The 14530-nt window shown below is 68.4% G+C and carries 17 protein-coding genes; 12 read left to right on the plus strand and 5 right to left on the minus strand.

The features are described from left to right. Nucleotides 1-274, plus strand: a 274-nt coding sequence (locus ACM6LU_RS23560) for a hypothetical protein (protein WP_414939917.1), incomplete at its 5' end; no start/stop codon positions are given. A gap of 34 nt (nt 275-308) precedes the next feature. Here ACM6LU_RS23560 and ACM6LU_RS23565 read toward each other — a convergent pair. Continuing rightward, nucleotides 309-1730: an AMP-binding protein gene (locus tag ACM6LU_RS23565; RefSeq protein ID WP_414939918.1), complete on the minus strand. Its 1422-nt coding sequence runs from the start codon at nt 1728-1730 to the stop codon at nt 309-311. Nucleotides 1731-1948: 218 nt separating this feature from the next. Here ACM6LU_RS23565 and ACM6LU_RS23570 point away from each other — a divergent pair, with 218 nt between their 5' ends. Genes ACM6LU_RS23570 through ACM6LU_RS23585 form a run of 4 tightly spaced genes read left to right on the plus strand, consistent with a single transcriptional unit; the run spans nt 1949 to nt 5267 of the window. Continuing rightward, nucleotides 1949-2266 (plus strand): hypothetical protein, encoded by a 318-nt coding sequence (locus ACM6LU_RS23570; RefSeq protein ID WP_414939919.1) that lies wholly within the window; start codon nt 1949-1951, stop codon nt 2264-2266. A gap of 21 nt (nt 2267-2287) precedes the next feature. After that, the gene (locus ACM6LU_RS23575; protein WP_414939920.1) at nt 2288-2731 is read left to right on the plus strand and encodes a hypothetical protein; all 444 of its coding nucleotides are present in this window, start codon (nt 2288-2290) and stop codon (nt 2729-2731) included. After that, nucleotides 2728-3948 (plus strand): ATP-binding protein, encoded by a 1221-nt coding sequence (locus tag ACM6LU_RS23580; protein ID WP_414939921.1) that lies wholly within the window; start codon nt 2728-2730, stop codon nt 3946-3948. Before ACM6LU_RS23575 ends, ACM6LU_RS23580 begins: the two co-directional genes overlap by 4 nt. Continuing rightward, the gene (locus tag ACM6LU_RS23585) at nt 3945-5267 is read left to right on the plus strand and encodes a tetratricopeptide repeat protein (RefSeq protein WP_414939922.1); all 1323 of its coding nucleotides are present in this window, start codon (nt 3945-3947) and stop codon (nt 5265-5267) included. The genes ACM6LU_RS23580 and ACM6LU_RS23585 overlap by 4 nt, the downstream gene beginning before the upstream one ends. A 394-nt stretch (nt 5268-5661) precedes the next feature. Here ACM6LU_RS23585 and ACM6LU_RS23590 read toward each other — a convergent pair whose 3' ends face one another. Continuing rightward, the gene (locus ACM6LU_RS23590) at nt 5662-5949 is read right to left on the minus strand and encodes a hypothetical protein (RefSeq protein ID WP_414939923.1); all 288 of its coding nucleotides are present in this window, start codon (nt 5947-5949) and stop codon (nt 5662-5664) included. Between the two features lie 174 nt (nt 5950-6123). Here ACM6LU_RS23590 and ACM6LU_RS23595 point away from each other — a divergent pair, with 174 nt between their 5' ends. The 4 genes from ACM6LU_RS23595 (at nt 6124) to ACM6LU_RS23610 (ending at nt 11002) form a co-directional block, all read left to right on the plus strand. Beyond that, nucleotides 6124-7128, plus strand: coding sequence for a teichoic acid biosynthesis protein C (locus tag ACM6LU_RS23595; protein WP_414939924.1), 1005 nt, complete (start codon nt 6124-6126; stop codon nt 7126-7128). 253 nt (nt 7129-7381) lie between these two features. After that, on the plus strand, nt 7382-8062 hold the full coding sequence (locus tag ACM6LU_RS23600) for a HEAT repeat domain-containing protein (RefSeq protein ID WP_414939925.1): 681 nt from the start codon (nt 7382-7384) through the stop codon (nt 8060-8062). Between the two features lie 8 nt (nt 8063-8070). Beyond that, a complete protein-coding gene (locus tag ACM6LU_RS23605; RefSeq protein ID WP_414939926.1) occupies nt 8071-9084 on the plus strand; it encodes a MerR family transcriptional regulator in 1014 nt (337 codons plus the stop codon). A 61-nt stretch (nt 9085-9145) separates the two neighbouring features. Then, on the plus strand, nt 9146-11002 hold the full coding sequence (locus ACM6LU_RS23610; protein WP_414939927.1) for a hypothetical protein: 1857 nt from the start codon (nt 9146-9148) through the stop codon (nt 11000-11002). Between the two features lie 24 nt (nt 11003-11026). Here ACM6LU_RS23610 and ACM6LU_RS23615 read toward each other — a convergent pair whose 3' ends face one another. Beyond that, entirely contained in the window at nt 11027-11524 is a 498-nt protein-coding gene (locus tag ACM6LU_RS23615) for a hypothetical protein (protein WP_414939928.1), read from the minus strand. 196 nt (nt 11525-11720) lie between these two features. Next, a complete protein-coding gene (locus ACM6LU_RS23620) occupies nt 11721-12398 on the minus strand; it encodes a DNA-binding response regulator (protein ID WP_414939929.1) in 678 nt (225 codons plus the stop codon). A gap of 95 nt (nt 12399-12493) precedes the next feature. Between ACM6LU_RS23620 and ACM6LU_RS23625 the strand changes: the two genes are divergently transcribed. Next, nucleotides 12494-12976, plus strand: a complete 483-nt coding sequence (locus ACM6LU_RS23625) for a peptide deformylase (RefSeq protein WP_414939930.1) — start codon at nt 12494-12496, stop codon at nt 12974-12976. 155 nt (nt 12977-13131) lie between these two features. Next, entirely contained in the window at nt 13132-13368 is a 237-nt protein-coding gene (locus tag ACM6LU_RS23630; protein ID WP_414939931.1) for a hypothetical protein, read from the plus strand. Nucleotides 13369-13371: 3 nt separating this feature from the next. On the opposite strand, the gene ACM6LU_RS23635 is transcribed toward ACM6LU_RS23630, so the two are convergent. Beyond that, nucleotides 13372-13983 (minus strand): hypothetical protein, encoded by a 612-nt coding sequence (locus ACM6LU_RS23635; protein ID WP_414939932.1) that lies wholly within the window; start codon nt 13981-13983, stop codon nt 13372-13374. Here ACM6LU_RS23635 and ACM6LU_RS23640 point away from each other — a divergent pair. Beyond that, nucleotides 13982-14395 (plus strand): winged helix-turn-helix transcriptional regulator, encoded by a 414-nt coding sequence (locus tag ACM6LU_RS23640; RefSeq protein WP_414939933.1) that lies wholly within the window; start codon nt 13982-13984, stop codon nt 14393-14395. The genes ACM6LU_RS23635 and ACM6LU_RS23640 overlap by 2 nt on opposite strands. The last annotated feature ends 135 nt before the right edge of the window (nt 14396-14530 follow it).

Below are 14530 nucleotides of genomic sequence, written 5' to 3' on the forward strand. Positions count from 1 at the left end.
GTACGACCCCCACGAGGACGGTACCGGGCAACCGCTCGACGACAACTCACGCAACCACCCGTTCACCACCGCCGCCGACCGCAGCCCGAACGCAACCCCAAACGCCAGATCGTCGCCGACAAGAACAAACATGCCGTCCAAAACGATCGGCCACCGCTGGACACCCCAGAACTCCCACCCGCCGACCAAGAAGAAAATCAACAACATGTCTCGCACCTACATGGCTGTCGGGCCTGAAATTCACCCGGTCACCACACCGCCAACCCGAACGTGACGGCGACAGGCAGCCAGCCACGAAAAGGGCGTGCTCAGGCGATGTGACGATCGTGTCCCGTCCAGAATGGCGCGCGTAACGCCCGCTTGTCGACCTTGCCGATCGCGGTCAGCGGCAAGGCGTCGGCGAAGTCCACATCGGACGGGACGAAATGCTCACGTCCGAAGAAATCCCTGGCGTGCGCCCGAATCTCGTCGGCCGACAGCGTGCCTGGAGAAACCGGCACGACCACGGCGTGCACCCGTTCTCCCTCGCCGCCTTCACCCGGGACGCCGAACACGGCCACCGAACGGACCAGCGGATGCCGCGCGAGCGCGTTTTCGACCACGGTCGAGAACACCTTGGTGCCGTGCTCGCCGGTGATGATGACGTCGTTCGCGCGGTCCAGCAGGTACAGATACCCCTCGTCGTCGAACCGGCCGAGATCGCCTGTGCGCAACCATCCGTCCCTGATCGGCGGCGCGCCGTGGTAACCATCCATCATGGACAGTCCGCGCACCAGAATCTCGCCGTCGTCGATCCGCGCCTCCATACCCGGCACGATCCGGCCCACGGATTCGAGCCGCTCCGGCCGCCCGTCGAGTTCCACCGCGGAAATACTCGCGATCATCGGCGCCTCGGTGAGGCCGTAGCCCTGCCCGACCACCGGCCCGAACACGTCGAGCGCCTGGGCCAGCCGTCGTGGCGGAAGCGGCGCGGCCCCCAGCGAAAGCTGCCGCACACTACTGACGTCGGTCGACGCCATGGCCCGATGATCGAGCACCGCCGCCAGCCGCGCCGGCGTGAGCGACACCGAGGTGACCCGGTGCTCCGCGATCGCGTCCAGTACGGCGCGCACGTCGAAACCCTTCTGCAGCACCACAGTTTCCCGCCGCAGAAGCGCACCCAGCACGGTGGCGTTCCCGGTCATGTGCGTCATCGGTGCGATCAGCAGCGTGCGCCCCGGCCCCGCCGGATCCGGCGCGAAGATATGCGCCATCCCGTCGTAGATCCCACTGTGCCGGATGAGTTTCGGCACCCCGGTGGTTCCCCCGGTGGGAAAGATGACCGTGACCGACCCCGGCAGGGCGGCAGGCTCGGTACCTTCGCGGGTCACCAGTTCGTCGAGCGAGACCACACGCCCGTCGTCGGCGGGCCATTCCGTCACCTGATCGGTCACCAGCGTCGTGACCCCGGCCGCCGACACCGCCGCGAGACGATCCGGCAAGCTCGCCGAAGCGGCGACGAGCAGAACCGTGGCACCCCGGAGCTGCGCGGCGATCTGCAGGAGAACGGTCTCCGGCCGGTTGCCCGCGTCGATGGCGACAACCCCGCCCTCGGGCAACCCCGCGTACAACCGGAACACCAAGTCGAGCGCCTGCCCGTAGCTGGTCACCCGGCCATCCAGCACGAACAGCGCTTCGTCACCGGCGGAACGAAGCACACCCAGCACCCGGGTCAGGAACAGGCTTTCCACAGCCCGGACCCTAACCCAGCGTCAGAGCCGCTCCCGTAGCATCTGCCACCCGGTGGGCCACAGGTGATCGTCCTTCTGGCTTTTCCTTGCGTAGAAGCCACCGCGCGAGACCTACATCACCGACGGATCCAGGGCGGTGTGGTTCGTTCGACCGACAGTGCGCGGACACGCCCGCGGCTATCTTGTGGCCGACCCCCACGACATCCCAGAGGAGCACCATGACGACCACCCCGCGCGTTCTCACCGTTCTGGCCACCGCAGGTCTGGTCATGTCGGTCCTCGGCGCGGGTTCCGCCGCCGCTGCGACCAAGGGCAAGATCTACATCTCCAACAACTGCGGCAAAGCGGTCCCCACCACGATCCACCGCACCAACGGCTCGATGATCGCCGGCACCGGCGCCGCCCCGGCGGGCAGTTACTTCGGCTACCCGGTCGACCCCGGCACCTATCAGGTTCGCGTGCCAGCCGGTAACCGGGATGTGAAGATCCTCGACCTCGGCGGCAAGGCGCACTCGGTCATCGTCAGGGCCTGCTGAGCTCAGACGAGAGAGAACCGCATGACCACGGACAACAGCCCCGAGCTGGTCGCCGAACTGGACCGTCTCGACGAGGCGGTCAAAGCAGCGCCCGCAGGAGACACCGCGGCGCAGATCGCGCTGTGGCGGCAGGTGGCCTGTCTGGAGCACTGGTTCTTCATCGCGCGCGGCTCGACCGACCGGCTCCGTCCCTACGCTGTGGCCTCCGAGCAGGGGCCGATGATTTGCCTCTACAGCAGCTCCGCGCGGGCGAACGAAGCCGCCCGTGTCCTCGGGCTGGTCGATTCGGAGGGTGGCACGGTGCCGTTGTACGGCGTGCCGATGCCGGCTGCGGTCGACTACGTCGCCTCGTTCGACAAGACCGGCGTCGTCGGTGTGACGCTGGACCATCCGCGGATCGGTCACTACATCCCGCTGGCGAATCTGGGTGTGCTCAAGGGTTGGATCGAAGGGGCCGCGCGGTGATCGGTGAAAATCCGAGCGACAGCTTCGTCGAAGTGATCGCGCGTGAGGTGGGGGCCGACCCCGGTAATCTGGCGCTGCACGAGGACTTCGTCACGCTGCTGCTGGAGCACGACCCGGACCGCGCCGCCACCGAACTGGCGGCGTTCGAGGCCCTCGGCGGTGATCCGGTGCGGATCCGTCTGCTGCGCGCCCGGCTGATGGCGGCGCGGCTGCGAGCCTCGAACCCGTCACCGGCCGCCGAGTCCGTTCGGTCCGGGGGAAACGAGCCGAACCCGGTTCCGACCCCGGCCGACGAGGACCGTCGAGACAGCGGTGCCGCTGTTTCGGCGTCGCTGTGGGACACCGAGCGCCCGGCGGTGACGCTGGCCGACGTCGCGGGGCTCGCCGAGGTCAAGCGGCACCTGGACACCACGTTTCTCGCTCCGCTGCGCAATCCCGAGTTGGCGGCGGCGTTCGGGCAGAAGCCGGGCGGGTCGCTGCTGATGTACGGCCCACCCGGTTGTGGCAAGACGTTCATCGCCAGGGCGATCGCCGGCGATCTCGGCGCGTCCTTCATCCACGTGACCCTCGCGGATCTGCTCAGCAAGTGGATCGGGGAGAGCGAGAAGGCGATCCAGAGCGTGTTCCGCCATGCCCGCGCGGCAGCACCGTGTGTGATCTTCTTCGACGAGTTCGACGCGCTCGGCGGACGGCGTAGCTCCGGTGGCGGCGGGTCTCACTCGATGCGGATGCTCGTCACTCAGCTGCTGGAGGAGCTCGACGGCGTGGCCGGCGCGAACGACGGGGTCTACTTCCTGACCGCGACGAACCGGCCGTGGGACATCGACTCCGCGCTGCGTCGACCGGGCCGGATCGACAAGACGGTGCTGGTGTTGCCACCGGACGCGGTCGCCAGGGCGGCGATCGTCCAGGGCACGCTGGCTGGCAAGCCTGCCGGCGATGTCGATGTCGTGGCCGTCTCGGCGGCGACCGAAGGATTCTCCGGTGCGGATCTCAGTCACTTGACGACCACCGTGCTGCAGGAGGCGATGGTCGAGTCGATGAACAGGGGTGAGCTGGTGCCGGTCACCACCGAAGCGATACTGGCGGCGGCCGGCGGCATCATCCCGTCCACGATGTCCTGGTTCGACCAGGTGGCGCCAGTGCTGGAGTACGGCGTCGACGACGGCACCTTCGACCAACTCCGGGCGTACCGGGTCAAGCGAGGAATGCGATGAGCGACTTCGGACGCAAGGCCTCCGATGACGCCGACGCCGTGGAGCGGACCCTGGACCTGGCCTGGGAGCTTTTCGCGGCACAGCCGGCGCATCCCAAGGTCGCCGAACTGGCGCTGCAGGTGCTCGCGGCCCAGCCGGAGCGAAGCAGCGTGTCGCTGTTGCTCGGCAATCACCGCGAGATCTGTGGCGAGGCTGACGAAGCGCGTCGTCTTTACCTCCGAGTGGCTGGTCGCCGCGACCGCCAATTCGTCAACGCGGCTCGTGCCCTCCGGCATTTGGCGTTCGCCGAGCACGATCATCCCGAGGCGCTGCGGTGGGCGCGGACCGTGCTGGCCGAGGAACACGAGGAGTGGGACGACTGGATAGAACTGGGGTCCGCCCAGGCGCTCTGCGGGGAGCACGAGGACGGGTGGCGGCAACTCGACGAAGCGGTCGCCCTGTGCGCCCGGACGGCGCCGGACGAACTGCGCAAGGCACTCGGGAAACGCGCGGTGTATCTGCTGGGAAGCTTCGCACCACTCGATCGGTTCGTCCCCGCGGCAGAGGAGGCCATCCGGGCCGATGCGGCGAACTCCTGGGTCGTTCTGATGCTCGGCTGGTCCTACCTGGTGCAGTACCGGTTCACCGACGCCGAACACCTCGGTCTGCGGCTGCTGCGCGAAAATCCGACCGAAGACCAGATGCAGAACTTGGTGGAGACGGCTCGGGCGATGCAACGGATCGCCGAAAACGCTCACGCCCAGGACATCACCCTGGAGGACATCCGCCGCACCGGGGTGATCGAGCTGGGGTGGCGGCAACTCCGCGACCAGATGCTCGGCACCGACCTGGCCTCCGCGCTGGCGGCGCTGGACGACGTGATGCCCGCCGGCCTGCGCGCCACCCTGCGACCGGGAGCCTCGATCTCCGATGAGCCCGATGCCGACAAGATCGGGTCCATGGTCGCGGAGGATCTGGTGGCCTGGCACGACGGCCAGCAGCCCGGTTCCGGTTCCGCCTGGGGCCTTGCCGAGCCGTTCCGCCTGCTGTCGGCAGCCGAGATCATCACCATGGGCACCGAGATCGAAGCCGACCCGGCGGCGCATCCGGACTGGCCTGAGAACGAGATGTGGGAACAGGTGATGACCGACGACGCCGGGGCGTACCTGGTCGCCCTTGCGTTCGGGGCACTGGCCAAACGTCGCCCCGGACACCCCGACGAGCCCGTCGCCGCGTCGATGGCCGACTGGATCTGGGACCGGGTGGCCGACTTCGGTGGTCCGGACCCGCGACCGGCACCCCGGAAGACCGACCTGCCCCCTGTCCCGGCACATCGCTGACCGGCGCCATCGCAGGCCCTCCCCCGGCTCGACCGTACGCCGGAGTGTGCTGGACCCTGTCGCTCCGAGTCTCGACGGTGTCGACATCGCGTTGCTCGATGGGCTGGTGCAGAAGGTCGCGGTCGATATATCGAAGGACCAGATAAAGGTGGCGGATGGGGTCACCCGCGCCGCTCACCTCGTCGGGACTCGACATCGCTCGTGCCTGCAAGAGCCGCAACCGGTATGACCCCGGGCAGGCAAGAAGCCCTTCACTACCCGCCGCTGTGATCCTTGGGGACACTGGGACAACCGTGACGCCAGCTCGCCGACCTTGACCAGCAATTGACGCCTGCCCACCCTCAGCACGCGCGCGGTGTCCAGCCCAAGCCTCGGCATGACGCCCGCGATCCGGCTAGCGCCAGCAACCGCTGTCGTCCTTATCGAAGTGCGTGAGGATGGCGCGGCCCTCGTCGGCCAACGTGGCCAGGACCGACTCGCGCGGCTCGACCGGAACATCGGGAACGGCGATCCAGCCATCCCGGAGAACCTCGTCGAGCGCTTTGTCCGGCACGCCTTCGGCCGGCGTCCCCGCGTTCTCATCCGGCGGAAAGCCACCGCCCCAGCCGAGGGCGGGCCGCCGTACGAGGCCCTGGTCGACAGCGGCCAGCGCCTGCAGGCGGCCCTTAACCGGTTGACGCATCGGAGACCTTTCACGAAAAGCCTGTCCCCGGATCACCACGACACACGGCACCAGCCCATGATTCTGGCAAGTCCACACCACCAGGGACCGGTGCTCGCCGCCGATTTGTACGAATCTTGTACGAGCTTGAAGAATTTTCGATCGGACCGCGAAAATCGACGAAGGCGAGCGCTCATGCCTGAGCAAGTGCCCACGGATCTTGTCCGATCCACGTTCTCTCGCCGTTCGCTGCTGCGCACCGGTGGCGGTCTCGCCGCGACGACGGTACTGCTCGGCGCCGGCGCGATGTCCGCCGGACCGGCTTCGGCCGCGATCACCGCGATGCCGGTGTCCAAGCGTTTCGACCTCACCGAACCGTCCTACGACGAGTTCCGCGGCAAGCTCCTGCACGAGTCGCACCACGTGATGCAGGGCTTCGCCTTCGACAACCAGAACGTGCGCATCTTCATCGTGAACGCCCGCAACGGCGGGACCGGGGACGACCTGTGCGTCACCCAGGTCAACTTCTCCGGGGAGATCCAGGGCTCGATGCATCTCGCCAACGCCGGGCACGGTGTCTCGATCGGCGTCGAACCGGTGGGCACCGACTCCTACCTCTGGATGGAATGCGACTCGGACGGACCCACCGGTGACGGTCGCGGGACGGCGCTGGCCAGGTTCAAGTTCGTCAACGGTGGCACGCCGTCGGTGAAGAAGTTCCTCACCGGCAGCGACACGATCACCTGTGCCACCGATCCGATCACCAAGCGGATCGCGGTACGCCGCAAGGAAGGCGGCAAGATGTTCATCAGCGTCTACCCGCTCGCGTCCGCCGCCGCCGGCGACTTCAGCGCGCCGCTGGCGCACTTCGCGCAGCCCGCGCTGGCCGACGAGCCCGTGACGTTCCAGGGATACACCATCCACGGCCAGTATCTGTACACATTGGACGGTACGGGCCACGCGAACCCCGCCGACATCGACTCCTACGTCACGTGCATCGACATGAACACCGGCAAGGTGAAGAGCCGCGCGCTGACCAAAGCGGGGAAGTCGCTGGTGTACCGCGAGCCGGAGGGCCTCGGGATCTACCGGAGCCTGGCCGGGGAGACCCGGTTGTACATGGGCTTCGGGTCACGCAGCAGCATGGACAATCCCAACCGCTACGCCAACCTGTTCTACAAGAACGTCCTCATCGACTGAGGCCGCGTGAAGGCGCGAAGACTCCGACACCCCGAACCCACGGGAAGCTACGGATCAGGGGTGGTCGGAGTCGTGAGCAAAAGCGTCGACGTCCAAGACGGACGAGCGGTCAACGGCGCCGCTGGACGGTGGCCATCGCCGCCAGCCTCGTCGGGCGGTTCGACCGCGCGATGGAGTCCTCGTACTAAGACGTGGATAGGTTCGAACAGGGCCACAACCCTTGACATTGACACTGTGACAAGGTCTTCACTGGGTGAAGGAGGTGGTCCCCGTCAACTCGCCACACACGAATTCACAGAACACCCACGTGCTCCGCGCCTTGAGCGCCGAAGACTCGTCGGTGCGGCTTCAGGCGGCTCTGGCGGCCGGCACGCACCCCGACCCCGGCTTCCTCGACGCGCTCATGGAGCGGAGCGCGATCGAGCCGGACTTCTTCGTGCGCGACATGCTCGTCTGGGCGTTGACCCGCCTCTCGCCGGAGATCACGGTGCCAAGACTGCGCGCGGAGCTCGGTTCCGAGCACGCTCAGGCCCGGAGCCAGGCGTTGCACACGCTGTCCAAGATCGGGGACGGGAGTGTGTGGCCCGCGATCACGCGGTCGTTGCTGCACGACGCCGACCACGAGGTGGCGCGAAGCGCGTGGCGTGCCGCGATCATCCTCGTGCCCGACGATGCGAAGGAAGGGCTGGCCATGGAACTGGCCGCACAACTCGGTCGCGGCGACCGGGATGTGCAACTGAGTCTCAGCCGGGCACTCGTCGCACTCGGCGACGTGATCGAGCAGGCCCTGCGGACGGGACTGGCGAGCAAGGACCCGGCGGTGCAGGCGCATGCCCGCGCCACGGAGCGGCTCCTCCGCGACCCGGATGCCAGTTTCGACTCGGCCATCGACGAAGCGAAACGGCTCGTCGCGCTCGGCCCGGACCGGGCCTAGGTGACAGCGTGCTGATCGGTGAGGTGGCCCGTCGCTCGGGGGTGAGCACCCGGATGCTCAGGCACTACGACTCACTCGGGCTGGTGCGACCGACAGGCCGCACCGTTGGCGGCTACCGCGAGTACTCCGACGAGGACATCCGCCGGATCTTCCATGTGGAAAGCCTGCGGTCCCTGGGATTGTCGCTGCGCCAGATCGGACGCGCTCTGGAGGATCCCGCCTTCGAGCCGTCCGATCTGGTCGGCGACCTCATCCGACGGACCGAAGACCGGCTGAAGCGGGAGCAGGAGCTACTCGAACGGCTCCGTACGGTCGATGCCTCCGCGCCCTCCGGCTGGCAGGGCGTCCTGCGCATCGTGGAACTCCTGCACGGACTCACCTCGCCCAGTGCCGCGCGCCGGCAGCAGACCGTCCTTGCCCCGGCCGAGGACGTGCCGGTTCCCACCGAGCTGCTGGTCGGGGCGATCCTCACCGAATCCGATCCGAACGTCGCGGGCGCCCTGCGGTGGGCGCTCGCGCGGGCGGGCGGTGACGCTGTGGCGGGCGTGGCTGGCGGCGTGCATTCGGATGACGTCGACATCCGGCGGCGCGCGGTACTGGCGATCGCCGAGATGTCCGGTGACGAGGCGAACGCGGCACTCACGGACGCACTCGGGGACTCGGACGCGGCGGTGCGCGGGCCTGCCGCTCTGGCCATGGGTGCGCGTGGCGCGACCGCGGCCGTGCCGACACTCGTCGGCATGGTGGTCGAGGGTACGAACGATGTCGAGGCGGCTGAGGTCCTGGGAGCGTTGTCACGGGACCCCGGGTGCGCGGACCGGATCATGGGTGCGCTGGTCGGCGAGCTCGCCGCACACACCGCGGACTCCGCGGTGCGGATACGCCTGACCCAGGCACTCGCCGAGATGCCGTCGGCCCTCGCGCGGGGCGTCCTGCGGCGCTTGGCCGACGACGAGGATCGAGCTGTCGCCCTCATCGCCTCGGCCCTCGCGGTAGTGCTCGAAGAACGGTCCGACAGCTGAGCGCCGGATGGCGTCGGCGGATCCGGGTCGGGCACCCGTGCCGAACCGGGAATACTGCGTTATGGCCAAACGCCCCGCCAGTGACCTCACGGTGCTGAAGAAATGGTTCGCCGCCCTCGACGACGCGGACTTCCTCACGCTGGCGCCGCCGTCCCGAAGCCGCTTCACCCAGTCCGAGGGCAGAGAGGACGCGGTCGCGGCACTGGCGGACCGTGCCATGCCGTCGACGACCCCGTACGCGTTCTGGCACTGGCAGTCCCACCAGCGGGCGTTCACGAGCAAAGGCGAGCTGGTGGACGACCTGCTCGTGCACTGGCAAGGGCCGCATGACGACGTGGCGCGGCGGCTGGTCGCGGCGCCGTCACCCTTCACGGTGGTGCACGCGGGCGCGGATCAGGCGTTCGTGGTGACCAAGCCCTTCCCGCTCCCGGCTCCCGGCGACCGGCGCGCCGCCGGTCCCACGGTCCGGCGGCTGGTGCGAACGGTCGCCGTCGGCAAGGACGTCACCGGCGACGAGCGGGACTGGCTGCTCGCGGTCGCGGAGGGGCCGGGCGGCGTCGCCGAGGACGCGTTCGCGTTGGCGTGCGACCTGGGCGTGCTCACCCGCGACCTGGTGACCGCGCGCCTCGCGGACTGGCCGGGGCCCGACGACGAGAACCTGGCGGACATGTGGCTGTGGCTTACCGCGGTGGCGCGGGTCGCTCCCGAGGCACTGGCGGACTTCGTGGCGCCGCACGCCGCGCACCCGTTGGCCGCCGCCGTTCTCGGGGAGCCCGTTCCCGACCTGGACACCGACGCGGACGACGCGCTCGCGGTCACCGCGGCGCTACTGTGGCAGGCGCGTGACACCGCCGCGGCCGTCGCCGCGGTGGCGCCGTGGCTCCGGCGGGAACATCGACTGTCCACTGTGGAGGAAGTAGTCGGACTGCTCGCGTTGCGGTTGACCGGTGGCGTCCACCACGACGTCGCTCCAGCCCGGCTGCTGGACCTCGCGGACGACGAACGATTGCCGCTTTTCTGGCGCGGGCTTGCGGTTTCCGTCGTGGACTCGCTCGGCGGGCACGAGCACCTCGCGGACCGGCTCGACACCGTCCGCGTGCTCGGACCACGACCGTTCAGCGCGTACCTGCCCGCCGACCAGGACGCACCGGTGATCGCCGGCGACCGTGCCCGGTTACGCGGGCTGGCCGCGGATCACTGGCAGCTCGGCAGCCAGCCAACGACGCTGCGAACCGACCCGGACCGCACCCGTACGCTCGCGGCCACAGTGGACTTCCCGCTCGGCTGGTTCTGGACCTGGCCCGCCGAACAGGCCGCGTTCGACCGTGACGGCAGGATGAGCGGCCCGCTGCCGGTGCACCTCATCGACGCGACGGCCGACGACATCAGGGAGTCGCTGCCGCCCCGGTTCGCGTTCGTCGCCGAGCCCCCGGCGATCCACCCCGGTGGCTGCCCGCCGCTGGAGGACATCCTCGATGGCCTCGCCGGGCGCGGGCCCGCCGGCCACGAAGACCTGGACTACCTGCGTGCCACCTATCTCCGGTACGCCGTCCAGGGTCGACCGGACACAGTGGACGATCGGCGTGCCGCGACACTTTTCGAGGTGTGGCAAGTACACGACGGCGCGCGCGTGCCGGACGCGCCGTCCGAACTGCTCGACACCCGCACGGCACGCGCGCTGGTGGACCGGATCTACGCACCCGGCGGCCTGGCCGAGCGCACCGGCCACGGTGACGGCTTCCCGTTCCTGCCCTTCGCCCGCGACGTCGGCACCGGCGAGATCCACTACCTCGACATGCGGCAGCGGATCCCACCGGTGCACACCGCCGCACCCGACACACCGCCGGACGGCGCACCCGTCGCCCCGAACGTCGACCTGTTCCTCGCCGAACGGGTCGCCGCCCGGCCAGGACGCTGACGCGGGACGAGAGTCAGCGGCCGCTCAGATGGACGCGCGGGCGGCTCGGGAGGCGTCGGTCAGTGTGGTGCCCACACCGGATACCAAACCGGTGTCGACACAGGTGAGTGTGACTTTGTAGCCACCTGGAACCGTGTTGTGCACGAAGGCACTGCAGGTGTCGCCACCGCCGAGCGCGATCTGCGCCAGGGCACGTGCCTCCTTACTGGCGTCGGTGAGGGTGGTGCCGAGCCCGTTGACGAAAGAGAGCCCGATGCCATTGCAGCTGAGGATGGCTTTGTAGCCGCCGCTGACCGCGGAGTTCATGAAGGCCGAACATCCGGCGGCGGGTGCGGCATTCGCGGTAGCGGGCAGAACAAGGTTCGCGACGGTGAACGCTCCGATCATGACCACCGCTCCGTTGACCAGGCCGATCTTGCTGATGCTTTCGCGCATCGACACGTCCTTCCCTCTCACGGCACGAGACGCCGGATTCAATGGGTCGAGCTGCCTGCCGACCCGTTGGTCTTCGACGATCGGCAACCCGTGGCGGTTCCGGAACACAAGACCCGGCCAGGATGGGCGATGAGCCGATTCCCCCGGTAGCCGCCGAAATCCGCCGGTTTTCCGGCCATGTCCCCACCGAGGATGTCGTCCTCCCCGGTGCTCACCGACCGGCCCGAACGCGGTCGAACACTCGCGGGCCAGTTTCGTGGACGGCGCCGGCTACGGCGCCGCGCTAGACCAAACCGAGTTCGCGTGCCCGAACGCCTGCTTGGAAGCGGGACTCGGCACCAAGCGCGGACATCAGTTCGGCCACCCGGCGGCGGGTAGGTACGCACGCCGCGGCCGAGGGGCCGGCGGCGGCTTCGTCCTTGACTCCGCTGCCGAGCAAGTCCAGCACGGCGGGCGCGAGCTGACGGATCTCGGTGACCTGCGCGTCGTAGACGGCGAGATCGGTCGCCGATCGCCAGGCCGTCTCGAACAGCGACCGCACTCCCTGCACGATTTCGGGCTGGGTGATGACGCTGTAGCCGCGTTGTCCCGCGATGAGGTCGCCCGCCAGGATCACGAGCCTGCCGTCCATGATGATCGTCTCGTTGACGTCCTGGGTGGAGACACGGATCTGCGCCCCGAACCGGTCGCGGATCCTCGCCAGCTCCTGCGCGGACGCCGGGTCGAGCAGCAGGCCGGATCGGTAGATCTTGCGGATCCGCCGGTCGCCCGGCAGGCGCTCGGCCGCCGCGGTGAGTTCGTCCGACCCGCGATCGGCCACCCAGGTCGCGAGGTCGTTGGCGGCGCAGGCGAGGTCGGTCACGGTCGGGAACAGGTGTCCTACCCGGCGGAACAGCTCCTCCTCACCGCGCACGACGGTGACCGAATCGCCTGCCCTCGTGAGGCCGTCACTCGTCCGCATGGCACCGATACTGCCTGAACTCCACAGCCCGCGACCAGGTGGCAGGTTGTTGCCGTTTCCTGACGTCCGGCGGGCCCGTCATGAGGCTGATGGGTATGACGAACTTCCACCACGACGCCCCCACCGCCGACGTCGCGAGCAACGGGCCGGTCTGGCGGATCGGGGACGGCCGGAGCGTCTTCAGCTACGACTGCCCGGACGACACCGGGACGCGCTATCGTGGCCACATCGTCAATCCGGTCCTGCGGACGTCCGAAATCCCCGAGACCATGCCCTATCCTGACGACGATCTCGAGGGCTGCCTTTCGGTCCCCGGCGAGGTCTTCCCCACCGGCCGCGCACGGTGGGCCGCCGTCGACGGCTTCGATGAACACGGCGAACCGATCACCGTCGAGGGCACCGGATTCTTCGCTCGCTGCCTCCAGCACGAGACGGACCACCTCGCCGGAAAGCTCTACCTGGAGCGCCTCGTCGGCAGGCACGCGCGAGGCGCGAGGCGCATGCTCAAGAGGAACGGATGGACCGCCCCTGGCCACACGTGGCTGCCCGGCGACGTCCCCGACCCGTTCGGCCACTGACCGAGCCTCTCCACTAGCTTCATTGCTCCCTTTGGCGGCTCCCCCGTTACGACACTCGGCGTAACATCGCCGCCGGGTTCGCGGCCCCGGTTTGAGGTGATCACTCAACGGGCAGTCCGCTCTCGTCGGATTCGATGTGATCGGAGATTCAGCCAATGGCCTCTTACAACGTGAAACCGTCGAAGCCGGTCGCGATTTTCGGCGCCATATTCGGTGCGGCGATTCTTCTCTTCGGCATTTTCAGCGGAATCGCCCGGAACAATGGTTTCATCTGGCTGTGGGTGGCGGCCGGGATCGCCATCATCGGCTTCAATCTCTGGGCTGCGTTCAGCAAACGAGGCGCGACAGAGGTCGTCGAAACCCAGAACGACTCCCCCGATTCGGTTCGGTGACCTTCAGCGGCGGATTCGGCGATCCACCGCGACCCAGTTTGTTTCCCAAGTCTTTCCACCGTCGGCCGAGAACGCCTGCTCGAATCTCGCCTCGTCCTTGCCATGACGGAAAATGAGGAAACGCACCTTGATCGGACGCCCGTCGAGCTTGTCATCGCCAAAGAATTCGCCGGCGCCGTCGCGGAATCCGCCGTACACCGCCGGGGTGAGCAGCCCGTCGCGGACGTTGACGAAGGTCAGGCTCCACCGCTGCGCCTGAGGCTCGTACAGCCGCAGGTTGAGGGCTTCGATGCGGCCGTTCGGCCCCGAGACCTCGAATTCGAGGACGTTCGCCCGCCGGTCAAGAAGTGGCCGGACGGTGCTGGTGCCCGTGAAGTGAAGCCACGCGTCCGAGGACTCCGACAGCGGCTCGGCCAAGACGCGTACCGAGGAGCGCCAAGAGCCTATTTCCCAGTCGAAGGCTCGTTGGCCATCGGTGGCCGTCGAGGACGCGGGAGACGTCGCGGCGTCGCCCGACACCGCCGTCGCGATGAGCATCAGGGCCGAAAGGCCCGCTGTCAGGATTCGTCTGTATGGCACGGTCATGGTCTGACTATCCGAGTGGAGCACGGCCATGGACAAGAAGGCACCTGCAGGTAACCTCTCGCGCCCCAACCCGCTGCCCGGCTGCCCGATGGCCGCGGCGTTCGCCGCGATCGGCGGGAAATGGAAGCTGACCCTGCTGTACTGGCTCGCCAACGGCGAGTCCCATTTCGCGGGCCTCCGCCGCCGGGGGACGCCGATCACGCCCAAGGTGCTGGCCGAACAACTGCGCGAACTCGAGGCCGACGGACTCGTCGAACGGGTGGTGACCGGGCCGGTCCCGGCGCGTGTCCTCTACCGGCTCACGCCCTACGGGACCACTGTCCTGCCCGTGGTCGAAGGCGTCAGGGTCTGGGGCGGGGGGCACCTTCGTCGCGGTCCCGGCGAGACCGCGACGGATCCGGCGATGGGCTGCGCCGACGCGATCGTGCCGGCCTCCTGCTGAAAGTTCATCCACAGGACACGATCGGCGGGACAGGGCCAGGAACGCGGGATCACACCGTCGCGGAACTTGATCAACACAGGTTTAGGAGCCTGCCTCCCTCAAGGAACCCCGACACCAGCCGAAAGGGGAAGATTC

Source organism: Amycolatopsis sp. cmx-11-51 (assembly GCF_047608665.1).
Lineage (GTDB): Bacteria > Actinomycetota > Actinomycetes > Mycobacteriales > Pseudonocardiaceae > Amycolatopsis.